The sequence below is a fragment of the Desulfitobacterium hafniense DCB-2 genome, assembly GCF_000021925.1.
Classification (GTDB): Bacteria; Bacillota; Desulfitobacteriia; order Desulfitobacteriales; family Desulfitobacteriaceae; genus Desulfitobacterium; species Desulfitobacterium hafniense.
This window is the reverse complement of the sequence record NC_011830.1, coordinates 923,383-947,178: the sequence shown is the minus strand read 5'-3', so window position 1 is coordinate 947,178 and position 23,796 is coordinate 923,383. Positions and strand designations below refer to the sequence as shown.

Sequence of the window (23,796 nt, the reverse complement as noted above, 5' to 3'; positions counted from 1 at the left end):
CTTATTCTTTACCTAATTGTTCCGCCAATATTTCTTTATCCAAGCTGCATTCCAATTCCTTAATCTTCTCGCCTTTATCCAGCATCACAACGGCGGGAACATTGGTTACGCCATATTTTTCAGCAAGGCTTTTCTTCGTCGCCATATCTACTTTAACTAATTTGTACATATCACTATGTTCCTGAATCAGTTCTTCCATCACAACTGTAAATTCCAAACTTGCCGTATTGGCAGCATTAAAGAATGCCAGCAAGACCTTTTTCTCGCTATGGAGGATGTTCTTTTGGAATGCTTCCAGTTCCTCGATATATCGCTCAGCGGCCACAGCAGCTGTAGCACCATCGCCTGCAGCTGAGACCACTTGCCTGAGGTACTTTACTCGGTTATCTCCCACCGCATAGATGCCAGGGAGGTTCGTTTCCATCAGGTCGTTAACGGGAATATAGCCTCGACGATCCATTTCTATTCCACTATTCTGGAGGAATTCAGTAGCCGGGATCATCCCTACAAAGAAGAACACCCCTTGACATGGAAGTAGGGAAGAGCCGCCAGTCTTTAGGTTTTTAACCTGAACCCCCTCCACATTCTCCTCTCCCAGGACAGCTTCCAGAGTAGAGTTCCAGACAAATTCCATCTTCTCATTTTGGAAAGCTTTTTCAGCACTAACCTTATTGCAATCCAGGATCCCCTCATCATGAAGAACAATAACTGTAACCTTACGAGCAAATTTAGTAATGAACATACCTTCTTCAATAGCCTGGTCACCGCTACCTACTACAACCACGTCTTCATCCTGGAAGAATTCCGCATCACAGGTGGCACAGTAAGCGACACCACTGCCTCTCAGTTCCTTTTCACCGGGAATATTGAGAAGCCTTGGTTGAGTTCCTGCCGCGATGATTACAGCTTTTCCATAGAATTCTTTTTTCTTTTTTGTCGTAACTTTTTTAAGATCCTGGGAAAGCTCGGTGCTCACTACTTCATCTTTTAAAAATTCCACGCCAAAACTTTCAGCATGCTTTTTAAAATCACTCATAAGATCCGGACCACTGGTATGAATATAGCCAGGATAATTTACAATCTCGCGAGTGGTATCCACCATACCTCCAATGGTTCCCTTATTGATGATCAAGGTTCTGAGTTTTGCTCTTCCCCCATAAATTCCTGCTGCAAGTCCAGCCGGACCTCCTCCAATGATAATTAAGTCGTATGAGTTGCTCATCTTTTACTAAATTCTCCTCTCCAATAATTGCATCAAATAGTATTTGATTATTTAGACCAAATCCACCAGATTTTCTTGAATCTTTTCTACGACTTGAGCTTGATTAAACTCACCACTGAGTTTACCTTGGTATTCTCCATCCTTAAAAAAGAGTACCTGCGGAATTTCGTCTAATTTAAAACAGTTAATGACTTCTTTGTTCTCATCAATGTTCACATAGTAAAAACCAAATTGGCCTTTGTACTTAGGCTGCAATTCTTCCAACACAGGAGCCATTTCTTCACAGACAGGGCAATTGTTCCTGTAAAAAAAAATTAAGCACCCTTCCCCAATGTCATAAATTAACTCTTCTAAACCGCACCCATCCAACTGAATCAACGACATTTCCAATCCCCCTTCAATCATCTTAGATTAATAAGTTTTTTTAAACTCAAAGTGAGCTGACTCATTATTGGCCAACTCATCATCATTTGTATAACTGTGCACTAATCTAGGTCCATATTGATTTCACAATTTTTTCACATTTAATTATACGCTAAGTTTTTCACATTATCAATTGATAATCTTAAGTTAGTTTAAGTATTTTAGCATCGACAGTTTTTTATGCTTTATCGTTTTAACAGCTTGACGATCTGTTCATGATAGAAAAGCAGAATTGCCGGTATTAATAAAAAGAGTATCCTACCCATAATCGTATTGGCGAAAAGAATCAATGCTCCCAACCAGCGATTTCTTCCGCTATACACTCCGTGAATGTTCTCTCGAGAAATGGTCTTCTTCATGGCTCCGATCTGAGACATGGGTGGGTAATTATCAATGTCCACCACCAGTCTGTCACCGTGGATTTCGGCGACTCTTTCTATATAAAGCACATTATTCTCTTTAAACAAAACGATTTGTTCTAACTCCACAGGGTATTGTGGATCGATCCTTTGAAAATAGGTCAAATCATTTACCATGATCTCCGGCTCCATAGTATTGGATTGAAAAATAAAAGGGATCACCCCACGGATACTTACTTCTTGACCTGTAGAAGAAGCATTGATGACAATAATAAATACATTAATAGCTAAAGCAACGCCAATAAAAGCCGCCAACAATACCGTAACCACTTTATGGATAAGCTTACGCTCCACGATCTGCTTTCCACCGATGGCAACAAGCTCTTTCTTCTCCGTTTTTGAATTCATAAGAATCAGTGAAACATCTGGTGGCAGCAGGCTTAAGTCTTCAGATAGATTATAATATCGGGCAAGATTACCCGCTCGAAAGAGGCAAACCAACCCACAAATAATGACCACAACAATCCAAAGAGGAAAATAAAGAGAAGTATTCATGTCAAAGAGATTAAAAATATTCTGCATCGCTATTCTATTACTTATGACATCATAGTGTCCCAGGACTATTTTTAGCAAGAGAATAAGAAAAGCTGACACTCCAATCCAGTACCGGGCATTGATGATAGTTCTGGCATAAAGAGAAAAAACCATGGACAGTATAGTGAGCATTACTAAGTCTGTAAATCCTACTAGGTACAGAGATGGAAGATAGGCAAAAATGAAGGGAAACTTTAAGAGGGCTGTGAGCAATATAATAGCTGCAAAGCCCAAAGTATAGACAAACAAGGCAGTATATCCCAAAGCCAAAAGCTTAGAAAAAAACATCCTTGCCGGATTATAGCCCATATGGATCATTAAATACCAGGAGTTTTTTCTGATTTCAGAAAAGAAAAGGGTATCATAGTAGATGATGTAATACCCTGCGGACAAGAAATAAGCAAGATGAATATAGATATACAACGTGGAGAAATAACTGGGCTGCATAATCTCAGGGACTACATCTGAGAGAACGCTTTCCTGCAATGTCTGAAAAACAAAATAGAAGGCAAAAGAGATCAGCCCCAGAAAAAGCGCAAAGGCGATTTTCCGGTTGGTGCTGATCTTATTTTCTGTATAGGCTTGGCGAAGCTCCTTCTTTAAAAAGCTATTCCGATAAATCATACTGCCTCATAAGCTCCTCTAAGGCATATTCTACTGTCTTGCCATTCTTCTCCATGGATTGAGGGATATATCCCGATTCAATAATTTTCTTATATATCATTTCTGGATCACTGGGTAAAGAAGCTTCCCTCTTAATTAATAAGCGATTATCTTCTGCAATTACCTGATGATTGGAGAGAATCCCCCGCAGTGCTTCCTTTGTTCCCTTGAGGTCCTCATCCTTAATGATTATTTCCACGTTGTCATATTGATAACGAAAATCCTCAACAAGACCTTGATGGATTAAGCGTCCCTCCGCCAATACAGCTATATGGGTGCAAGCCTTTTCAATCAGAGTACAGATAGGAGTAGCTACAATTAATGTTTTCTCTTGTTCTTTGATGAAATCAGCTATATCAGCAATAGCCTCTATAAGGATTGAGTCAAACTCATATTCGGGAAGGTTAAAAACAATCATCTGGGCATCTGAGTAAGCCGCTGCAACTAAGGTAACCACCGCCTTCTCTTCTCGAGTAAGCAGGCCGATGGACGTAAGGGAAAGATGCCCTAAGCCAACCTTGATGATCAACTCAAAAATCTGCTCCTGTCTTTCCACAACGTCTATCTTCCATTTTGCAGTGGCAAGCATGAGAAATTCCAGTACATTCATAGTGTTATAGAGCATGTCCGAGTTGCCAATATAGAATATATGCTTTAAAATCACTCGTTTTAGCCTCATCATACCCCGCTCTATCAGGACACAGCGCCCGCTTTCGTAGGGTCTAATGTTGGCCATGATCTCCAGCAAGAGCTTAATTTCAAAACCAGATGTCCCTATGATTCCCCATATTTCCGCCTTGTTGATTTGGAGGTTAATATCCTTCAATACTCGCTGTGGGCTCTCACCTTCCCGTAATAAATATTCAGCAGATGAGAGATTTTCCATCAGGACGACTCTTTGTAACATAGCTGAATTCACCATAGGCTTTTAGCCTCCAATAGCACATAATGCTAAATCCTCATAATAAAGGTAGTCTCGCCAAAAATACCCCAATTACCCGCTCTGGAGTAAGTGCTTCCTGATCAGTGGCGTTGTTGGGATTATCGCCTTTGGTCAGATAGCGTATATTCCCCTCTCCTTCCTCGATCACTTCAATGATGCGATGGGTCACTATAGCACCTGATCGAGTTCGAAAGGTTACGATATCACTTTCCTCCAACCTATCTGGTTCTCCAGGTCTGCGAGAAATAATAACTGTGCCTACCTTCAAGGTTGGTTCCATACTTCCTGATTCAATCACAAACAAATAATAACCGAAAATATTGGGAATCTCTCCTCTGTTCTTGGCCATATTAATGGACACCAAAGAAAAGAGTAAAACTATAACCACAGCACCAAAAAGGATCCCGCTGACAACTTTCAGAAGACCGTTTCTGCGTCCCCATCTGCTTTGTATAAGCTTTTTGGGACTATGTAGATCAGTCTTCTTCTGTTTTTCAACCTGGATCTTTTTGCGCATGTCTTCTATTTGCTGCCGACTTGTGTATTTTGTGGAGGACATTTTCTCGTCCTTTCCTTCTTTCTCTGATTACTATTATATCCCAGCAGCTTTTTTCAATGCCTCTACGAACTTTATGCAGTTTGTATTTTTCGTTTATTATTTCAATATTTGCGCATTATAGGAAGAGCAGGAATAGTTTAGGCAGGTTATGCAAAATGTTTCAATATATAAAAAAACAACTCCAGGGCATGAAGTTGATGCATCTGAATACTATTGATGGCGAAAAGGATATCTATGAATATTCCACCACCCCTCTTTCACCTGACATGTATAAGAACCTCGAAGAAATTAAAACCATTCTCGGATCAAGCTATGACATAGCTTTTCGCGAATTCGATTTCGGTCCTCAGGGAAGAATCAGAGGTACTCTTGTCTTCTTAATAAGTATGATCGATAAAACATTCCTGAACGAGAGTATAATAAAACCCCTAATGTTTGATGACCGGCTCATTGAAAAAGAGGAAGAACCTGAGCTTCTTAATATCGATTACATTAAAACAACAATGCTTTCCATGGATGAGGTTCATACAGCTGCCACGATAAATGAAGTCATTGAGAATTGCTTGAAAGGATATGCGGTCTTGGTCATCTCCGGTTTAAATGAATCCATTGTCATTAGAGCCTATGGAGGTGAGACCCGAAGCCTCGATGAACCCAAGACTGAAACCGTTGTTCGAGGCCCTCGCTTAGGGTTTACAGAAAGTTTACTTACGAATACCTCCCTGTTAAGACGATATGTTCGAACCCCCAATCTTACCTTTGAAACCACAATAATAGGCAGAGAAACCAAAACCGTCGTTTGCATAGCTTACATTAAGGGAATAGCCAATCCCTCACTCATCGAAGAGATCAAACGCAGGCTTGATCGGATTAATACTGATGCCATTCTGGAGTCAGGCTATATCGAACAATTTATTGAAGATGCGCCCTTTTCAATCTTTTCTACAGTAGGCAACAGCGAGAGACCCGATGCTGTCGCAGCAAAAATCTTAGAAGGCCGTGCCGCCCTTTTGATCAATGGCACTCCTTTCGTGTTGACTGTTCCCGTACTTTTCATTGAAAGTTTTTCGAGTACGGAAGACTATTATTCCCGCCCCTACTTTGTAGGTATCGTGCGAATGATCCGTTTTCTATCTTATTTTATTTCTGTCTTTGGGCCGGCAATTTTCGTCGCCCTGAGCACCTTTCATCAAGAATTAATTCCTACTCCCCTGCTGTTTACCATGGCTGCTGCTGAGGAAGATGTTCCCTTTCCAGCCGTTATTGAAGCCCTAACGATGGGAGCTGTCTTCGAAATTCTTAGAGAAGCTGGAATTCGACTGCCCCGCCCTGTGGGTCAAGCCGTCAGTATCGTTGGTGCCTTGGTACTCGGCGAATCCGCTGTCCAAGCCGGACTTGTCAGTCAACCTATGGTTATCGTCATATCATTAACAGCAGTTGCCAGCTTTACCGTTCCTGCTCAGACAGATTCAGGAGCCGTCTTGAGACTAATTATGGTTCTTCTTGCAGGAGCCATGGGTGGTTTTGGAATCATGATAGGATTTATCGGAGTTATGATCCACCTGGCATCATTGAGATCCTTCGGTACTCCTTTTTTTTCTCCCTTTGCCCCGCTCACCCCTATAGATTTGAAAGATACCATTGTTCGGTTCCCTTTATGGGCAATGCTCACCCGTCCCCGTTTGATTGGCTGGAACGATCCCCAAAGACAAGCCTTTAGATTAAAACCAACACCCCCCTCCAAAAACAGGAACCCCCGGAATAAACCAGATCAATAGTTTACGTGCAATAATGATCGATGGAGTAAGATATCTATGAAAAGCCGGAAGTATTTAATCGTTATCTTTTTGATGTGCACACCGTTAATTTTAAATATAACAGGATGTTGGAATCAACGAGAATTAAATTCTTTAGCCATCGTCATGGGTTTAGGAATAGATAAGGCCCAGGAGCCGAATCAAATCCAGGTCACAGCCCAGATCGCCAATCCAAAAGCGCTCAAGTCGTCTTCCTTAGGCGGGCCAGACAGTCAAGCTTTTTGGAATATCCAAAACACCGGCGACACCCTTTTCTCCATCCTGCGGGACTTTACCCATGAATCTAATCGCAAACTCTATTTTCCTCATATTCAAGTGCTGATTCTCGGGCGAGACTATGCCGAGGAAGGCATCCAGAAAGAACTCGACTTTTTTGCCCGGGATCATGAAACCAGATTGAATATTTGGCTCGTTGTCTCAGAAGGTAATGCTAGGGATGTTTTGAATATTAAGCCTGTAATAGACAGGATTCCAGCAATCAATATTTCTAAATTGCTTGATGATCAAGACCCAAACTCTCAAACCAGTACAAGCCAGCTCAATGACTTTCTTTCTGATCTAATCAGCCCAACCACTGCGCCGACCGCCCCTCTTGTTGAAATTATCCGTAAAGGAGGCAACGAGTCCCTTCAGGTTAAAGGAACAGCTGTTTTCAAAGGCGATAAACTCGTTGGGGAATTAAATAAGTACGAAACCCGCGGACTATTATGGGCAAGAGATGAAGTAAAGAGTGGCATTATCGATGTGGAGTGTCCCGAGTGCGGCAGTAAAGTCAGCCTGGAAATTATTGATTCCAAGACTAAGGTCAGTGCGGAGATAGTGGATAACCAGGTGATTATGAAGGTTTATATTCAGGAGAAAGGTGCATTAGCAGCTCAGTATTGCGCTGAAAACCTAAGAACAAAAGAAAAGGTGGCAGCTATTGAGCGAAATAAGGCCGCAGCTATTCAAGATGAAGTTCTGGCAGCATTCAAAAAGGCTCAGGAACTCAATGCGGACATCTTCGGCTTTGGTGAAGTCGTACGCAAAAAGCACCTCAAGGAGTGGAAAAATATGCAGGAGCACTGGGATGAAATTTTTCCAGAGATTATTGTCGAAGTCACTGTGGACGCCAGCATCGAACGTTCGGGCAGGATACATTATCCTCCCGTAACAGATAAGGAGTAGATAATTTTGATAAAGCTTGAGAAGGAAATTATTTCGAGTTCACAGCTCAACTTTTTGGTCATCGGTTTTGTCACAGGGGGCCTCGTAACAGTGCCCTATTCCACACAAATCATTAACCAAGATAATTGGCTTGCCGTCATTATCGGATTCATTCTTAGTCTGCCTATGGTTTTAATCTATATCTGGCTTGCTCAGAAATTCCCGCAAAACAACTTGCTGGAGATTCATGATCTTGTCTACGGCCCTTTGATCGGTAAGTTAATCTCCGCAGCCTACATCGTCTTTATCTTTAACCTTCTCATCTATAATCTGGTTTATGTGGGAGATTTTTTGCTAACGTACCTTCTTCCTGAAACTCCTATGTGGATTGTTCTGCTCATGTTCACTTTTGTATGTGCTTGGGCCGTAAGACTAGGCTTGGAGGTTATTGCTCGAGTTAATCCACTCTTTGTTGTAATTACTTTGTTTATTACTTTTTCAACTATGACTTTACTTATTCCGGAGATGGATTTCTCAAACCTTATTCCCCTTTTTGACACACCCATGCTTGATTTTATCCAAGGCGTTCACATCATGATTACCATTCCATACCTGGAAATCGTCATTTTCTTGTTCTTCCTGCCCAGTGTCAATAATAAAAAACAAATTAAACACTCTATCCTATTTGGCTTTTGTTTTGGATCACTTTTCTTGCTTTTGCCTATCATTCGCAATACCACGGTGCTGGGTTCTTTAGTGGGCATCCTGACTTCCCCTTCTTATGAGAGTATTCGCTTAATCGATATCGGCAATTATCTTACCCGGTTAGAAGTCCTGTATGCTATTACTTTGATTATTATGCTGTTTATCAAGAGCAGTCTCTTTTATTATGTGACGGTTCTAGGCATAGCTCAGCTCCTCCGCTTGCGCTCTTATCTCCCTCTAGTAGTCCCCTTAGGAATTATCGGCATTTGTTTAAGCTTAATTGTTCATGAATCTTCTCTATTAAATATTGATACCACTGTGGATGTATGGCCTTTCTTTGCTCTTCCCTTTGAAGTCTTCCTTCCTATCCTCACATTATTGCTAGCTAAAGTTCGAAAATTACCCAAACACACATAGGGGGGATAAAGGGTGAGTATTCTGCTCTTGGTCATAGTTTTTTTAGGGGTGGTATTATTCGAATTACCGGAATTGATCCAAAAAAGATATTGGCGGGAACTTATTACAGTTACCTTTCTCCTGTCGATTGGTTTTATTCTATCCTTACTGCTGGCTATGGGTATTGAAGTCCCCAATCCCAGCAACGCTTTAGTCTATATCTTTAAAGAAGTATTACATTTAAGCTATCCTTAATGAAAGAGCAGAAAGCGGAAACACTAGTTTAAACTAACGCTTCCGCTTCCAGAATCTATCGCTTATTTGCCTGTGAAACCCATTTTCTTTTTAAACTTACTTCCGTAAAGCAGATTACTTTTGGGTACCCGTTACAGAGACTTGAATAGCTGTTCCGTAGCCTGTTCCTGCATAGTTAATATCTACGTTATTATCGCTTGGCCAATTAACGGATACGGTATAGACCTTTTCCTGCCCCTGGGCACTAAGAACAAACTCGTCATTAAGTTCCACTTTACCTAAAGAATTTACAGTACCGACCACATCTCCCTTAGAATTCTCCACGGTAAATACCAGAGGCGCAATGACCTTTTTGCCGTCAGCCGCCACAACATCTACATCAATATCTAAATCCATAGCTGTTTCACTGACTACAGCACCTTCAAAGTTTTTGACGCTAAACTGCCAGCTCATGGTTTCCGAAGGGGCAATCTTGACATTTTCAACGAAGGTATCTGTACCCCCCTCAGTCAGGATAAACTCCTTAGCCACTGTACTGCCTTGAGCCAAAGCATCAATGTCTGTAGTATACATAGCCAAAGTTCCGGAAATGATGGATGTGGATACCACTAAAGCTAGCGCAACTATGCTTAGAACCTTTTTCATTCGTTATTACCTCCATGATGTTATGCTTTATTTTTAATATGGCGTGATACTTATTCCGAAACTGGATACGCTATTATAATTGGAAAGAGTGCTCACCATTAGGGAACCAAGAACCATAACCATTAGTGCAAAAATCAAAATAACCTTTGCCCTCATATCCCCTCCTCCTTCGATTCATTAAGGCTGGTGCATAACATTAACGTTGGTGATAAGGCTTGTGTTGCTACCACCAACACCAATATTCCGAAGGGTTTCCGTACCCATTCCACTGGCCAAACCTCCAAAAGACACACTTTGCCCAGGTAAAATGTTATCCATAGACACATTGTTATAGGCTGGGTTTTCAAATCGATAGATTCCTTCATCAGAACGGGATATTAGCTTGGCATTCCAGGCATTATTCAATCGATCGTTTTGGAGAAGGAAGGTTATATACCAATCTTCAATGGATACAGAGGAATTGTTGGTAATGGTAATTTTGTATTGATATTGATACTCTCCGCTTTGCCCGTTCTGCCAAGGAGTGGTGGTTTCATAAAGCACACTTACCTGACCTTCAGGAGTTTCCGGGTTTGGGTTGCTGTCCAAGGGCACTTGGGAAGCCTGGGCATTCACTATGATACTGGTGCCAAACTCTTTTCCGGCATAATCCTTATCCGATTTACCTCCATCGGGCCAAGCGATCTCTACTAAAATATTTCGCTCTTGACCTGTTTCCGAAAGTGGAAAGGCACCAAGCAGGTCAAATGTCCCTACCCCTGTCATCTGGTTAAGAATAGCCCCCGTCCCATCTTTCACGGTTACTGTAAGGGGATCAATAGCCTTTTTGCCAGGAGAGGCAAATACATCAAAAGTAAGCTTATAGTACATATCGGTCTCAGTGACCACATGTCTTTCATAGTTTTTCACTTTAAATTGCCATTGAAGAGTCTCCGAAGGCGCTATTTTCAAGCCCTCTTGAAAGGTATCCGTTCCTTCGCCGACGAAAATAAACTCCTTGGCAACCACATTGCCTCCAGCCAGGTTGTCGATAGCCACAGTATAAGACGCAAGGGTCCCTGCCGTAATCGAGCTCACCATTGCTAAAATCAACGCTAATAAAAGGATAACCCTTTTCACCCGACCTCACCTCCATAACATGGTGATTCTCCCCTTGATGAAACATATATGCTCATTCAGAACCGGATTTGAATCGGGTCAAAATTTAGAATTACTATAAGCAGATTAACATGATTCGTGAGCCAAGATCTACATGTACATTATGGAAATATCACAGCTCCATGACGCATTTGTTTCTTTCTTCATTTTTAGCTTTATATAAAGGAATTCCAGCCCTTTTTATTATTGAACCCAGATTATCCCCTGGGACTATTATATTGTTTATCAATGCATAATTTGTCTTATATCAATGCTTGGGTAGGCATATGCATGTATTAGCAGCATAAAAAACGGTTGATTTTATTTCAATTATTAAAGGTTTGCTTGCGAATCTGAACCACCTTCTTTATTATTATAAGGGATAGCTATTGAATCAGGAGAACAATGAACATTATATGCCATCAATACTTTGCCTGGAGGTTTTTACATGATACTCGATAAAGATTCTTATGTTATTTTTGATGGAGCAATGGGCACCATGCTGCAAAAGTACGACCTAGCCCCCGGTCAGCCCCCGGAAGTATTGAATATAACGAGACCGGAGGTCATTGAAGAAGTCCATAGGAAATACATCAAGGCCGGTAGTAACATTATCACTACCAATACTTTTGGAGCTATTGAAACAAAATTAAATGGAACTGGATATAGCGTAGAAGAAGTTGTCCAATCAGCTATTGCCATTGCCCGCAGAGCGGCTGGTAAGAATTTGGTTGCTTTAGATGTGGGACCAACCGGTGAACTAATTGAGCCTTTAGGGGATTTATCTTTCGAAGAGGTATACGACTTATACGCTTGCCAAATTAAAGCAGCAGCCTTAACAGGAAATGTCGATCTGGTATTAATCGAGACATTTTTTGATCTAACGGAAGCGCACGCAGCCATTAGAGCAGCTAAAGATCATTCCTCCCTACCAGTTATTTGCACATTTACCTTTCAACAAAAAGGAAGAACTTTAATGGGCAAGGATATCAAGACAGTGGTTACTTCACTGGAGGAATATGGTGTTGATGCTGTTGGCGTCAATTGTTCTTTAGGTCCTGGCGAGATGCTGTCCATCGTGGAAACCATGGTATCTTCCACCCAGTTACCTATTTTAGTTCAGCCCAACGCTGGTTTGCCGAAATTGATCGGTGACCGAACTGTCTATGATGTGGAGCCTGAGGAATTCGCCCGATATATCCAGGTTATGGCCAATCTAGGCGTGAAGTGGTTTGGCGGATGCTGTGGGACGACTCCTGAGTTTATTAGTGCCATAAAGGAATCGTTGGGTTTAAAACATAATTAGCCTTTTTGTATAATCGCAGTTCCTGTTACCCAGATCAAAGCGTAGCATATGGGTCCATTTTCATAATGATGGTATTCGTCTGGTTGCTTAAAATTGATGACGCTTAACGCTTCGTACTTACTATAGTTAAATAAGCCCGTGATGCTATCGGATTTCTCCCTGTTAGCGCCACGGTTTTTTTATTTCTATTATCATACTATTTGACGCCATCATTAATATACGTTACAATTAACCTATGTTATTTCAAACGAGGTGCATTTTTATGTCAATTGATCATGCAATACTAGGTATTCTGAGCTGGCAGCCATCTACAGGATATGAACTAAAAAAGATCTTTGAGGAATCCTCTTTCATGTACTGGTCCGGTAATAATAATCAAATTTATAAAGCTCTTATTAAAATGCAAGAAGAGGAGCTCGTTACCAATGAAGTGATCCATCAGGAAAGCTCTCCTTCAAAAAAAGTGTATACCATAACCGAAGAAGGTCTGAAAAAACTCAAAACATGGGTACTGCACTCACCTGAAGTACCTGAGATAAAAAAAACTTTTTTAGTGCAGCTTGCCTGGTCAGACATATTAAATGACCAGGAAATAAATGAATCTCTCTCAAGCTATGAAAATGAACTCAAACTGCACTTAGCTCTGCAGCAGGAGAAAGCCAGACGTTCTCTTCACTCACCTAATCGAACCTCTAGAGAAAGCTTAATTTGGGAGATGATTTCGGAGAACATCATTTCAACTTATAGTCACGAATTAAATTGGGTTCAAGAAACCCGTCGGAAATTGCATGAACATCAACTTATTGAGGAGAAAGAGAAAATGAATTATCAAATTAGAGAAACAGAAAACAAAAAATACATCGAATTGATTTCGATTGAGAACCGATTAAATACAGAGAACGATACTCTTGACCTTATCTCTTTATGTTGGGAGCATGAGTTGAGCAGGCTTATGCTCCACTATACAACCTTATCCGAAGACTTCTTCGATCTTAAAACCGGAGTAGCAGGCGGTATTATTCAAAAGTTCAGTAACTATGGCATAAAAATTGTCCTTATTGTTCCCCAAGAGACCATGCAGAAGGGCCGATTTAGAGAAATGACCGCGGAAACCAATAAAGGTAACCACTTTAGAATGTATGAGAGTAAAGAAGAAGCCGAAGCATGGCTTCTGGAATAGCCAGAAAGCATATAGAAACCCGTGGCATTAACCGGATCACTGCCGATTCTGCCACGGGTTCCATTTTGAACATTTAGACTATATCTTAATTATTTTGAGATACTGCGAACCTTAATTATTTACTAATTGGACTGGAAATAAAGTTCCTGATCATCAGAGGGAGCGTAATAATACCCCTCTTTTTTATCAACACGGATGCCGTCCAGTTTATCCCGAAGATTTCCACATTGGATACCTACTATATCTTTAAGCTCATCTATCCATGATGGAGAAATAGGATTCATTAGGACCAGATTGATGCAGGCAAAGATTGGTTTAGCCTGATTTGTCAATTTCTTTAGACTACCCAGGACTGCCCAAATTTCAATTGAATCATCTTCCTGACTACTTGCAATGAAGTGCAGTCTGTTTACTTGCTCAATAAATTCAGGAAGGATCCATATTTTTGAGGATATGTCAATGAAAACACGGACCTTTTGCTCAAATTTCCTTTCATTTTGAACGGCCCAGGTAGCTAAACACTCCAAAAAAGTAATAATTCTTGGAGCATAATCACAAGCACAATAGTAAATACCTGGCTTGCTAGGATTAGTAACCCAAGAAATATCTGAATCATACGGATTTATAATTGTAACGGGGTTTTGATAAGAATCATGCCACATTCTTTTCTCCGAGTCTGTAAGAACAATATTGATTGAATTCTCTTTGACATATTCTCTGTCCTGAAGGATAGACCATATTAATTTTGTCTTTCCAGATCCTGCTTCACCCAGAATAAGATGACTACCGGAGAAAAACTTTTCAAAAGGTTTCACATTCTGCTCCATTGGCATTACTTCCTTTCAAAATAATAATGTGCAAATCCCATTTCAAGAAGTTAGGAGAAAAGAGAATTATTTAATTACTTTGTATATTATATTAATTCTACATCAATTCTAATTAACCTCTACATTTTTTAGAAAAAATACGAATCGTTAGGAATTCTTTATTTTTTCCTTAGCTACATGATTGGTAACCATTCCATACAAAGTATGTACTTTCTTGAAGATATTTAAAGAGAAGCCCAGGACCAAGCGACGAAAAACGGCGCCATTCCTGGGCTTTTATCAATAGCATCAAAAAAATTATTCGACTGTTACACTTTTAGCCAGATTCCTCGGTTTATCCACGTCACAGCCTCTGGCCACGGAAACATAGTAAGCCAGGAGCTGCATTGGAATCACAGTGAGAATAGGAGCCAGTTCGCCGATGGTTTCGGGCAGGTAGATTACACGATCCACTGACTTGTCCAGATCCTTATTGCTTTTGAAGGTGATACCGATGACTCGGGCATCACGGGCTCTGACCTCAATAATATTAGATAAAGTCTTTTCGTAGACATCCATTTGAGTAGCCAAGGCAATGACAGGGGTCTTGTCGGTGATTAAAGCCAGAGTGCCATGCTTGAGTTCTCCGGCAGCATAGGCTTCCGCATGAATATATGAGATTTCTTTAAGCTTTAGAGCACCTTCCATAGCCACATTCCAATCCAGGCCGCGGCCGATGAAGAAAGCATCTTCTACCTCAACAAAGGACTGGGCTAAGTCTTTAATATGCTCAGACTCGTCAAGGATCTCCTGGGCTTGAGCAGGGAGCCTGCGCAGGGCAGTGATGATCTTCCGGATCTTTTCGGTTGCCAGGGTACCGCGGGTTTGAGCCAAATAAAGCCCCAGAAGGACCACCCCTTCTAATTGGGTAGTATAGGCTTTAGTGGAGGCTACGGCGATTTCCGGGCCGGCCCAGGTGTAGATTACATCATGGGCTTCACGAGCTACAGAACTTCCTACTACATTAGTAATGGCAACTATGCGGGCACCGTTTCTCTTGGCCTCCCGGAGGGCTGCCAAAGTATCGGCAGTTTCACCAGATTGGCTGATAACCACGACTAAAGTATGCTCATCTACCAGGGGAGAACGATAGCGGAATTCTGAAGCGATGTCCACTTCTACTGGGAGACGAACCCAACGTTCAATGAGAGTTTTGCCTACTAAACCCGCATGCCAAGCTGTACCGCAGGCCACGATAAAGACTTTCCTGAAACTTCTCAGTTGTTCCGCAGTCAGGTCCACTTCATTAAGAACGACTTTGTCATCTTCTAAGCGGCTGATCAAAGTATCTCGAAGAGCGCGAGGCTGTTCGTAAATTTCTTTAAGCATGAAATGATCATAGCCGGCCTTTTCAGCCGCTACGGCATCCCATTTCACTTCATAAAGCTGTTTTTCTTTTTCTTTTCCTTCAAAATCCGTAACCTCTACCCCATTTTTAGTGAGAATAACCATCTCTCCATCTTCAATGATATAGGTTTTGCGGGTGTAGTTGAGGATAGCAGGAATATCACTGGCTACGAAGAATTCCTCTTCTCCTAATCCCACAACCATGGGACTATCTTTACGGGCTGCCACAAGAATATCCGGATCCTGACGGCTCATCACCAGAATAGCGAAGGAACCTTTGAGCTTGTTGAGCACTTCACGTACTGTTGCGACTAAGTCTCCCTTATAGAAATATTCCACTAAATGGGGCAATACCTCTGTATCTGTTTCTGAAACGAAGGTATGACCTTGTTCGACCAGCCATTCCTTCAACTCGATATAGTTCTCGATGATCCCATTATGAACTACGGCAAATTTTGCTTCAGTATCCAAATGGGGATGTGCATTGAGATCAGAGGGGCGGCCATGGGTCGCCCACCGGGTATGTCCGATACCGATACAGGTCTGAGAAAAATCTGTTCCCAGCTTTTCTTCCAAAACAGCTAATTTGCCTACAGCCTTGCAGGTCGTAATAGCATCCTGCTCAAGGACTGCTACTCCGGCTGAATCATACCCGCGATATTCAAGCTTCTTTAATCCATCCAATAGAACAGGAATAGCCGGGCGTTTACCAATATATCCAACGATACCACACATAGTCTCTTTTCTCCTCTCAATTCTGCTTCACATGCATGCATACGCAAGGAAGTCTCTATAGATAATACCAAATAAAAAACCGCTCTCCGAGCGGTTCAAAGTTTTCTGGCTATATGAACAAAGAGATCATCTAAAAAAGAGCAGACTACTCCCGTTCCTTGAGGCTTACCTTTTGTCCCGCAAATTACTTCACGGTTTTGTAATAAGCTTACGGTGTCAAGACACCGGGAGAGCATCCGCCGAGTCTTTCGATAACTCTCCTCCTCGTCAACCCTAATCGATATTCGAGTTCGTAACTCGATTACGGTCCAGGCGCTGTATAAACTTGCCAGTTCTTAACCACACAGATTTTCTTTGTTATACTCATCCACCTTGCTCTTACTTTTATCTTACACATCTCCCCTATCAAGGATGTTCATGTACGCTCCACAATTAGATAGAGGTACATGAACATTATACGTTTTCTTTGAAAAATATCTACAGTAAATATTTTCTTTTGGTTAAATTTAACCAAAATTCTTTAAAGCTCTTCTCGCTTAATAATATCCACCACGGACTGAGCCAGACCCATGAGCTGCTCATGATCCTGGCCTTCTACCATAACACGAACCAAGGACTCAGTTCCGGAAGAGCGTACGAGGACCCGTCCCCTTTCTCCCAGGAAACGCTTAACTTCCTCCACCTTTTGGAAAACATAAGGGTTTTCCATAGCTTTCTTCTTATCCTTGACTCGGACATTAATCAGTACCTGAGGTAGACGCTGCATTTTGGCCGCCAACTTCGAAATAGGTTTTCCTTGCTCTTTAAGCACTGCTAAGAGCTGCAAAGCTGTAAGCAAGCCATCCCCGGTGGTGTTATGATCCAGGAAGATAATATGCCCGGATTGTTCCCCCCCTAGCCTCGCTCCTGTTTTGAGGAGCTCTTCCATGACATAACGATCTCCTACCTGGGTTTCATAAACTCTAATTCCAGCTTCTTTTAAAGCGATATGCAAACCCAGATTACTCATGACAGTAACTACGACAGAATCTTCCATCAGCTGCCCTTTGGCTTTAAGTGCTAAAGCGCAGATAACCATGATGAAATCCCCATCGACGATTTCTCCGTTTTCATCTACAGCTATTAAACGATCCGCATCACCGTCATTAGCCAACCCCAAATCGGCCTTATGCTCGATTACAGCTTGTTGAAGTACCTCCGGGTGGGTAGAGCCGCAACCTGCATTGATATTGATTCCATCAGGGGTAACAGATAGAGGAATCACCTCCACTCCCAGCTCCCGAAGAACTTGGGGCCCCACGTGAGACGCGGCACCATTGGAGCCATCATAAACCACCTTAATTCCGGCAAGGGAGCCCACCGTCCCTTTCAAAAAATCCATATACCGGCGCTGAGCATCTTGGATCTCTATCACCCGCCCTATTTCACTGCCAACGGGGATTGCCCAGGGTTTTTCATGACTATGGACAAGATCTTCAATCTCTTCCTCTACCGCGTCAGGCAGCTTGTAACCTGTGGAGGAAAAAAACTTTATTCCATTATCTTGAACCGGGTTATGAGATGCTGAGATGACGACTCCAGCACTGGCTTTTAAGGTTCGTGTTAAGTAGGCAATCCCTGGAGTGGGTAAAACCCCTACTCTTAATACATCAGCTCCCACAGAGCATATCCCGGCAATTAAAGCCGCTTCCAACATATCCCCGGAGATCCGGGTATCTTTGCCGATTACAATGCGTGGATGGGGGTGTTCCTTGCTCAACACATAGGCACCGGCTTGACCTAAACGAAAGGCTAAATCGGGTGTCAACTCCTTATTGGCCACACCCCGTACCCCATCCGTTCCAAACAATTTACCCAAATAAACTACCCCTTCCATAATACTACTAGGTTATGGGCATACTGGATTACTAAGGCAAAGCATTGCCGTCATTATCATCTTATTCCTCAATAATAGACTCTAAAACATAAATATATCTGATTCTCTTTTGTAATATTTCACAAAAAGGTTCATTCAATCTGCAGGGTTATACTGAGCCATGATTCCCTCGGCGCTGCGGATTCCATCCACGGCTGCGCTCATGATCCCACCGGCGTAACCCGCCCCTTCACCGGCGGGAAAAAGCCCTTGGATATGCAAGGCTTCTCCCATCTTATCCCGGGTGATACGCACGGGAGCACTGGTTCGGGTTTCGATTCCTGTCAGGGTCCCCATTTCGCCGGCAAAGCCCTGAATTTTCCGTTCAAAGGAAAGCAGCGCTCTATCCAGTACATCGCCCACGGCTTGTGGTAAAACCCGGTGGAGCTCAACAGGCTGAATACCCGGAGTATAGCTGGCAGGCAAAGGAAAATCTCCTGTGACCCGCTTTGCTAAGAAGTCCCGGACACTTTGGGCCGGAGCCTTATAATCACGATCACCGGCTAAGAACGCCTGGTGCTCCCAATATTCTTGAAACTCAACTCCGGCTAAAGGATGCTCCCTTTGAAAATCGCCTTTTCCTACAGTCACTACCAAGGCGCTATTGGCTATCCCGGTATCCCGTCGATATTCGCTCATACCATTGGTTACCAACCGCTCCAGGTCTGAAGCGGCGGCCACCACTTTGCCGCCGGGGCACATGCAAAAAGCATAGGCCCCTCGCCCGGTTGTTGTGTCCTGGTACGTCAGCTGATAATCGGCAGGGCCTAGTTTGGGGTGGAATTCCACTCCATATTGGCTGGTGTTAATGAGCTTCTGGGGATGCTCAATCCGAAGTCCAATGGCAAATGCCTTCTGTTCCAAGTGAACTCCTTGTGCCAGCAATAGGCGATAGGTTTCCCGGGCGCTGTGCCCGATAGCCAAGATCACTGCCTCTGCTGGAACGACTTCCTGGTGATTGACTTCAACGCCGACAAGCTTTCCGTTTTGATGGCGTAAACCTGTGAGTTTAGCGCGAAAACGCACCTCTCCACCCAGGGATTGGATTTTCTCCCGAAGCCTCTGGGTTACAATTTTTAAAATATCCGTTCCAATATGAGCCTTGGCCAGGAAAAGTATTTCCGAAGGAGCCCCTTGTTCTACAAAGGTCTCCAATACTTCCGTAATGCGAGGATCCGCTATGCGGGTGGTTAGTTTTCCATCAGAGAAAGTTCCTGCTCCCCCTTCTCCAAATTGAACATTACTTTCGGTATCCAGCTGACCTGTTCTCCAAAAATTCTCCACTTTTAAGCTTCGAGTCTCCACATCATCCCCCTGCTCAAGAACCAGTGGCGCATAGCCGCCTTTGGCTAAGGTCAGAGCAGCAAAATATCCTGCTGGTCCAGCCCCAACCACGATAGGACGATGCTTTAAGCTTTTCTCGGGCTTCATAAAAGGCCTTGGCATAATCTGGGGTTCAGGCTTGAGATCTGCTACTCGATGCAAAACGCGATTCACTTCTTTATACGGAATATCCAGAGAAAATCCGAGGGTATAGGAAAAAAGTAATTGAGGCTTCTTGCGGGCATCCACTGAACGGCGCAAAATCCGCAGGTTGGAGATGCTCTGCTGGGAAACTTTAAGCTTACGGGCTATCATCAGAGGAAGCTGCCGCTCATCCTCTTCTACTGGCACCCGCAAATTTGTCCATATGAGGTTCAATGGGTATACCTCCACTTACTTAGGGTACATCTCTTCTTTACAGACTACTGAGGTACCTTACACTACCGGCTGGTTACCAGAGTTATTCGAATTGCCTGGATTTCCCGGGTTACCTGGGGTTCCCGGATTATCCGGTTCTTTAGGGGGATCTTCTTTGGCCTTTAGTGTATAGGTAACATCCGGGATGGAAACCATCTCAATACCAGCGGGCAACTGCCAGTAGATCTTAACGGTATGCTCCCCTACCGCCTTACCGGTCGCATCGATCCAGAGAGAAATCTGCTCTTTTGTTAAGTTATTGAGAATTTCCGGGTAAGCCCTAATCGTCACACTGACTTCAGGAAGCGGTTTCTCAAGGACTAAATCCTCAGGAAGATTCCTAAGCACAATGGGAAGATCATAGAGGGTTTTATCCTGAACGGCACTGCCCATTTCCACAATGACTGAGAAAGTAGTTCTGGACCCATAATTTAAGCCTTCAGGTAAGCTCACCTTGTCCGAAGATATTTCATAAGTTTTCGTCTCAGACAGTCCGTTGATATTCACAGAACCAATAGATAAGGCACTGAACTGTGCAAGGGCTTCAGGTTCACCATAGACCTGAACTCCGCTGGGAATTACCTGAATGGAGCGTACTTCTTTTCCTTCGGCGGGTGTTCCTGTGGTTGTTGCGTTAAGTGGAACCATTTTACTTTCCAACTCTTTTGCCACAATGGGGACAATGATATCAACACTGGTAGGGCTTGAAGTAATAGTCTCCACACTGGGGTCAGGTCCAAAGATAGCTAACCCATTTTTGTCACGGAACAAGAGGGGGCGGGATACTTGTAAGGTTTCGCTGGCTCCGGCCGCACTAAGCTCCACTAGAACTTTATCCACTTCACCTAAAAGGCTGCTGGGTCCTCTGACATTGACCACACTGGGCTTAACGATTGTCTCCCCGACTTTTTTGCCGTTAACAGGTGCTCCTGAAACCTCCACCGTCACTGGGAGCATTCTTTCTTCTACTGTATCCAGTTGTAAGGTGACCACCCGAGGAGAGATTTCGACGATCTTAATATTAGGAATGGGCTCAACCTTTACTTCATAGTCATGTTCACCAGGCTCGCTGCCGCTGAGATCCACATAAGCAAAAAGCTCATTGACATTGATGCTGGGGTTATACCCCTCCGTTTTAACCCTCACCGAGGGCAGCTTGGTCATAATCATGGAGTTGGCGGGCGTATTCTTAGCGATCAAGGAGAGGGTTAAGGTCGGATCCCGATCCAGGGTCTGGCTGTTTCCTTGGCTGGTTACCCAAAGCCAAAAAAGAATAGCCAAGACCAAACTAATGGTTTTATATCCTAAGTTCCGTTGTAACATCTCTTTCATACTCATGACCTCCAAAAGGGTACATAACTCTTGGTCGTGGTATCCACTTGAAGCTCGCGGCACAATAATTCTTTCAGGCTTTTTTCATCAAGGAAACGTGTCAATACCCCATCGATTGCTACGGATATAGCTCCTGTCTCTTCAGATACGACGATAACTACCGAATCGGATACTTCCGTGAGCCCTATGGCCGCCCGATGGCGTGTTCCCAGTTCCTTTTGAATAGCATTGCTTTCGGAAAGGGGTAAAAAGCACCCTGCCGCCGCGACACGATCGCTGCGAATGATTACTGCTCCATCATGAAGAGGAGTATTAGGAATGAACACATTAAGTAAGAATTCTGAAGAAACCACACCATCGATTTTGATGCCTGTCTCTACATAGTTTTGCAAGCCTGTGGTCCTCTCCATAACCATTAGTGCCCCGATCCGGTTTTTAGAAAGAACTTGAGCACATCGCACCAATTCATCGATTACCTGAACCATGGCCTCATTGCCCACAGTTTGGGGATGGCGCATGAAGAATTTACCACGGCCGATTTGCTCCAGAGCCCGGCGTAACTCCGGTTGAAAAACAACCGGCAAGGCGATAAAGAACATGGACCAGAGTCGATCCAACAGCCAATTGATAGTGGATAATTTCAGGAACTGAGCAATATTGGACAAAATAAGCAGCACAAGGATTCCTTTAAGAAGCTGAACAGCACGAGTTCCCTTAATCAGCATCAAGAGCTGATAAAGAACAATGGCCACGACCGCAATATCCAGTATTGTTCGCCAATCAAAAGATGATTGTAGTTGTGAAAGCAACTGACTCACGGTCTACCTCCTCTGCTTTTCTTGTTCCTCCATACAATTCTGCATAGAGGGGCTGAATCCCTTGCTCGTCCCAGGAATTTATTTTACACTTTAATAGGAGTAAATTAAAGGATAGTATAGCACACTTCACCTTAATAATTTATTAATTTTTTTCTAACTGAGTTAGTTTCATAACTCGAAACCCTTAATATTTCAGCTTTTTTTGACAAATTAAAAAGGAGTACCTCCCCAACATCTCGAAATTGTAGTCGTCCAAAACCAAACACCGAGAGGTAGGAAAGGAGTACTCCCTGATGTTTAATATTCGCCAAGAACGTCTATTTTCCTTGGAGGAAATACTAGAAACTTCTCCAAGAGAATCATATGCTCTAATTCTTGGGCCTTTGGACATTAACCCTTTACTTGAGGCGGTTTCAAAAAAGGCAATCTTCGGAGCTCCAACTCAACTAAACTACACCGCTATGATCTACTCTTTGATCATTCGAGTCATTGAAAGAATCCCTACAATTAAGGACTTGCGTAAGCGTTTGAAAAACAGCCTGGAATTTCGTTTCGACTGTGGATTTACGCTTGCTGACTCGGTTCCTAGCGAAGCATCTTATTGCCGAATGATCAAAAAGATAGATGACTCCTCTGTTTTGGCTAACTCTCAGGATGATTTGGTGCTTCAGGCATTTAAAGAAGGGTTTATTGATCCAGAATGTGTTGTGGCAATAGATGCTACTCATATCGAAGCGAGAGATCGCAAGCCTGAAAAAAAGCAAGAAGAAACTCCGGTTGAAAAGACTCCTAAAAAGCGTGGACGGAAGCCCAAATCAGAAAGAGAGGCATGGCTTAAGGAACAAGAGGAGCTAGAAAAGAATCGCCCCATATTTGAGAAGAAGATTGAAGATCAACTTTCCTGCACCTTCACAGAATTAGCACAACACATTCCTCTTGATCCTCAATGGGGGATTAAAAAGAATTCAGAAGGAAAAAACGTGTTCTGGTATGGCTTCAAAGGGCACCTCCTTGTTGATTGTAAGGGTCAGTACGTTTTAAGTTCTTTACTATCTTCAGGGAACATAAATGATGGGAAAATGGCTATTCCTTTGCTTAAAGCGCTGAGTGAAAAACATCCTTACTTGAACCCCTCCTATATCCTCGCAGATGCTGGATATGACTATATCCCCATATACCAGCAAGCGAGATGTATAGGAGCACGGGCACTCATTGATTACAATAAGCGAAACGAGCAACTTCCAGAAGACAATGATAAATATTTTCGTCCAATATGCCAGAAGGGTTATTCGTACCGCTACGATAGCCATGATCCGCGTTATGATACTTTGAAATACACTCGACCCAAGGAATGCCAGGAGTGTCCCCTCAAAGATAGTGATACCTGCCAAAAGGTATTTAAGATTAAGACTTTGTCAGATCCCAGAAAGTACACAGTACCAGCTAGGGGAAGCGACCGTTACTTTGAGCTTTACAAACAACGAACCGCTGTAGAGCGAGTCAATGCGTATCTAAAGGAGTATTTCCAGCTCAACAATATCCGTCATCGCGGAAAAAGTGCCCAAGTAGATTTTCAGTTTTCAATCCTTGCTTATACCCTCTGCAAATTAGCAGTTGACCGACTAAACAAGTCCATGAGAATTGCCGCTTAATTTTTAAAAACGTATGCTCCGAAATTCTGTTAGTCTATTCT

General features: G+C 42.8%; 20 protein-coding genes. 7 read left to right on the top strand and 13 right to left on the bottom strand.

Annotated features, from left to right (window positions below):
* Window position 1 precedes the first annotated feature (1 nt).
* The 5 genes from DHAF_RS04280 to DHAF_RS04260 all read right to left on the bottom strand — a co-directional run bounded on the left by DHAF_RS04280 (window position 2) and on the right by DHAF_RS04260 (window position 4,763).
* Window positions 2-1,222 carry an FAD-dependent oxidoreductase gene (locus DHAF_RS04280; RefSeq protein WP_011461849.1) on the bottom strand — a complete coding sequence of 407 codons (1,221 nt, stop codon included), beginning with the start codon at window positions 1,220-1,222 and terminating at the stop codon, window positions 2-4.
* A gap of 51 nt (window positions 1,223-1,273) precedes the next feature.
* Window positions 1,274-1,606: a thioredoxin family protein gene (locus DHAF_RS04275; protein ID WP_015943061.1), complete on the bottom strand. Its 333-nt coding sequence runs from the start codon at window positions 1,604-1,606 to the stop codon at window positions 1,274-1,276.
* 224 nt (window positions 1,607-1,830) lie between these two features.
* On the bottom strand, window positions 1,831-3,222 hold the full coding sequence (locus DHAF_RS04270) for a peptidase S24 (protein WP_011461851.1): 1,392 nt from the start codon (window positions 3,220-3,222) through the stop codon (window positions 1,831-1,833).
* A complete protein-coding gene (locus tag DHAF_RS04265) occupies window positions 3,206-4,183 on the bottom strand; it encodes an ATP-binding cassette domain-containing protein (RefSeq protein ID WP_015943060.1) in 978 nt (325 codons plus the stop codon). Before DHAF_RS04265 ends, DHAF_RS04270 begins: the two co-directional genes overlap by 17 nt.
* A 37-nt stretch (window positions 4,184-4,220) precedes the next feature.
* Window positions 4,221-4,763: a signal peptidase I gene (locus DHAF_RS04260; RefSeq protein WP_005808402.1), complete on the bottom strand. Its 543-nt coding sequence runs from the start codon at window positions 4,761-4,763 to the stop codon at window positions 4,221-4,223.
* Window positions 4,764-4,918: 155 nt separating this feature from the next.
* Between DHAF_RS04260 and DHAF_RS04255 the strand changes: the two genes are divergently transcribed.
* The 4 genes from DHAF_RS04255 to DHAF_RS04240 are packed head-to-tail and all read left to right on the top strand — an operon-like array spanning window position 4,919 to window position 9,082.
* The gene (locus DHAF_RS04255) at window positions 4,919-6,541 is read left to right on the top strand and encodes a spore germination protein (RefSeq protein ID WP_011461854.1); all 1,623 of its coding nucleotides are present in this window, start codon (window positions 4,919-4,921) and stop codon (window positions 6,539-6,541) included.
* Between the two features lie 36 nt (window positions 6,542-6,577).
* Window positions 6,578-7,747: a Ger(x)C family spore germination protein gene (locus DHAF_RS04250; protein ID WP_011461855.1), complete on the top strand. Its 1,170-nt coding sequence runs from the start codon at window positions 6,578-6,580 to the stop codon at window positions 7,745-7,747.
* A gap of 6 nt (window positions 7,748-7,753) precedes the next feature.
* Entirely contained in the window at window positions 7,754-8,848 is a 1,095-nt protein-coding gene (locus tag DHAF_RS04245) for a GerAB/ArcD/ProY family transporter (protein WP_011461856.1), read from the top strand.
* Window positions 8,849-8,860: 12 nt separating this feature from the next.
* Window positions 8,861-9,082 carry a hypothetical protein gene (locus DHAF_RS04240; protein WP_011461857.1) on the top strand — a complete coding sequence of 74 codons (222 nt, stop codon included), beginning with the start codon at window positions 8,861-8,863 and terminating at the stop codon, window positions 9,080-9,082.
* Window positions 9,083-9,196: 114 nt separating this feature from the next.
* On the opposite strand, the gene DHAF_RS04235 is transcribed toward DHAF_RS04240, so the two are convergent.
* Both DHAF_RS04235 and DHAF_RS04230 read right to left on the bottom strand, forming a co-directional pair.
* Window positions 9,197-9,727: a hypothetical protein gene (locus DHAF_RS04235; RefSeq protein WP_011461858.1), complete on the bottom strand. Its 531-nt coding sequence runs from the start codon at window positions 9,725-9,727 to the stop codon at window positions 9,197-9,199.
* Window positions 9,728-9,904: 177 nt separating this feature from the next.
* A complete protein-coding gene (locus tag DHAF_RS04230) occupies window positions 9,905-10,846 on the bottom strand; it encodes a cellulose binding domain-containing protein (protein ID WP_011461859.1) in 942 nt (313 codons plus the stop codon).
* 466 nt (window positions 10,847-11,312) lie between these two features.
* Between DHAF_RS04230 and DHAF_RS04225 the strand changes: the two genes are divergently transcribed.
* Entirely contained in the window at window positions 11,313-12,170 is an 858-nt protein-coding gene (locus tag DHAF_RS04225) for a homocysteine S-methyltransferase family protein (RefSeq protein WP_015943058.1), read from the top strand.
* A 262-nt stretch (window positions 12,171-12,432) separates the two neighbouring features.
* Window positions 12,433-13,350 (top strand): PadR family transcriptional regulator, encoded by a 918-nt coding sequence (locus DHAF_RS04220; RefSeq protein ID WP_011461861.1) that lies wholly within the window; start codon window positions 12,433-12,435, stop codon window positions 13,348-13,350.
* A gap of 122 nt (window positions 13,351-13,472) precedes the next feature.
* Here the strand turns inward: DHAF_RS04220 and DHAF_RS04215 are convergent, their stop codons facing one another.
* The 6 genes from DHAF_RS04215 to cdaA form a co-directional block, all read right to left on the bottom strand.
* Window positions 13,473-14,177 (bottom strand): hypothetical protein, encoded by a 705-nt coding sequence (locus DHAF_RS04215; protein ID WP_015943057.1) that lies wholly within the window; start codon window positions 14,175-14,177, stop codon window positions 13,473-13,475.
* Window positions 14,178-14,474: 297 nt separating this feature from the next.
* The gene (glmS, locus tag DHAF_RS04210; protein ID WP_015943056.1) at window positions 14,475-16,298 is read right to left on the bottom strand and encodes a glutamine--fructose-6-phosphate transaminase (isomerizing); all 1,824 of its coding nucleotides are present in this window, start codon (window positions 16,296-16,298) and stop codon (window positions 14,475-14,477) included.
* 520 nt (window positions 16,299-16,818) lie between these two features.
* A complete protein-coding gene (glmM, locus tag DHAF_RS04205) occupies window positions 16,819-18,156 on the bottom strand; it encodes a phosphoglucosamine mutase (protein WP_011461863.1) in 1,338 nt (445 codons plus the stop codon).
* A gap of 153 nt (window positions 18,157-18,309) precedes the next feature.
* Window positions 18,310-19,914 carry an NAD(P)/FAD-dependent oxidoreductase gene (locus tag DHAF_RS04200; protein ID WP_015943055.1) on the bottom strand — a complete coding sequence of 535 codons (1,605 nt, stop codon included), beginning with the start codon at window positions 19,912-19,914 and terminating at the stop codon, window positions 18,310-18,312.
* Between the two features lie 57 nt (window positions 19,915-19,971).
* Window positions 19,972-21,285 carry a CdaR family protein gene (locus DHAF_RS04195; RefSeq protein ID WP_015943054.1) on the bottom strand — a complete coding sequence of 438 codons (1,314 nt, stop codon included), beginning with the start codon at window positions 21,283-21,285 and terminating at the stop codon, window positions 19,972-19,974.
* 2 nt (window positions 21,286-21,287) lie between these two features.
* The gene (cdaA, locus tag DHAF_RS04190; protein WP_005808428.1) at window positions 21,288-22,103 is read right to left on the bottom strand and encodes a diadenylate cyclase CdaA; all 816 of its coding nucleotides are present in this window, start codon (window positions 22,101-22,103) and stop codon (window positions 21,288-21,290) included.
* Window positions 22,104-22,396: 293 nt separating this feature from the next.
* Between cdaA and DHAF_RS04185 the strand changes: the two genes are divergently transcribed.
* Window positions 22,397-23,755: an IS1182-like element ISDha8 family transposase gene (locus DHAF_RS04185; RefSeq protein WP_015942731.1), complete on the top strand. Its 1,359-nt coding sequence runs from the start codon at window positions 22,397-22,399 to the stop codon at window positions 23,753-23,755.
* Window positions 23,756-23,796: the final 41 nt, after the last annotated feature.

What these genes read in the sequence shown, in the direction of transcription:
- DHAF_RS04235 (WP_011461858.1), bottom strand. Translation starts at nt 9,727, where the DNA reads ATGAAAAAGGTTCTAAGCATAGTTGCGCTAGCTTTAGTGGTATCCACA.
- DHAF_RS04255 (WP_011461854.1), top strand. Translation starts at nt 4,919, where the DNA reads ATGTTTCAATATATAAAAAAACAACTCCAGGGCATGAAGTTGATGCAT.
- glmS (WP_015943056.1), bottom strand. Translation starts at nt 16,298, where the DNA reads ATGTGTGGTATCGTTGGATATATTGGTAAACGCCCGGCTATTCCTGTT.
- DHAF_RS04195 (WP_015943054.1), bottom strand. Translation starts at nt 21,285, where the DNA reads ATGAAAGAGATGTTACAACGGAACTTAGGATATAAAACCATTAGTTTG.
- DHAF_RS04250 (WP_011461855.1), top strand. Translation starts at nt 6,578, where the DNA reads ATGAAAAGCCGGAAGTATTTAATCGTTATCTTTTTGATGTGCACACCG.
- DHAF_RS04260 (WP_005808402.1), bottom strand. Translation starts at nt 4,763, where the DNA reads ATGTCCTCCACAAAATACACAAGTCGGCAGCAAATAGAAGACATGCGC.
- DHAF_RS04185 (WP_015942731.1), top strand. Translation starts at nt 22,397, where the DNA reads ATGTTTAATATTCGCCAAGAACGTCTATTTTCCTTGGAGGAAATACTA.
- DHAF_RS04220 (WP_011461861.1), top strand. Translation starts at nt 12,433, where the DNA reads ATGTCAATTGATCATGCAATACTAGGTATTCTGAGCTGGCAGCCATCT.
- DHAF_RS04270 (WP_011461851.1), bottom strand. Translation starts at nt 3,222, where the DNA reads ATGATTTATCGGAATAGCTTTTTAAAGAAGGAGCTTCGCCAAGCCTAT.
- DHAF_RS04275 (WP_015943061.1), bottom strand. Translation starts at nt 1,606, where the DNA reads ATGTCGTTGATTCAGTTGGATGGGTGCGGTTTAGAAGAGTTAATTTAT.
- DHAF_RS04265 (WP_015943060.1), bottom strand. Translation starts at nt 4,183, where the DNA reads ATGGTGAATTCAGCTATGTTACAAAGAGTCGTCCTGATGGAAAATCTC.
- DHAF_RS04280 (WP_011461849.1), bottom strand. Translation starts at nt 1,222, where the DNA reads ATGAGCAACTCATACGACTTAATTATCATTGGAGGAGGTCCGGCTGGA.
- DHAF_RS04225 (WP_015943058.1), top strand. Translation starts at nt 11,313, where the DNA reads ATGATACTCGATAAAGATTCTTATGTTATTTTTGATGGAGCAATGGGC.
- DHAF_RS04215 (WP_015943057.1), bottom strand. Translation starts at nt 14,177, where the DNA reads ATGGAGCAGAATGTGAAACCTTTTGAAAAGTTTTTCTCCGGTAGTCAT.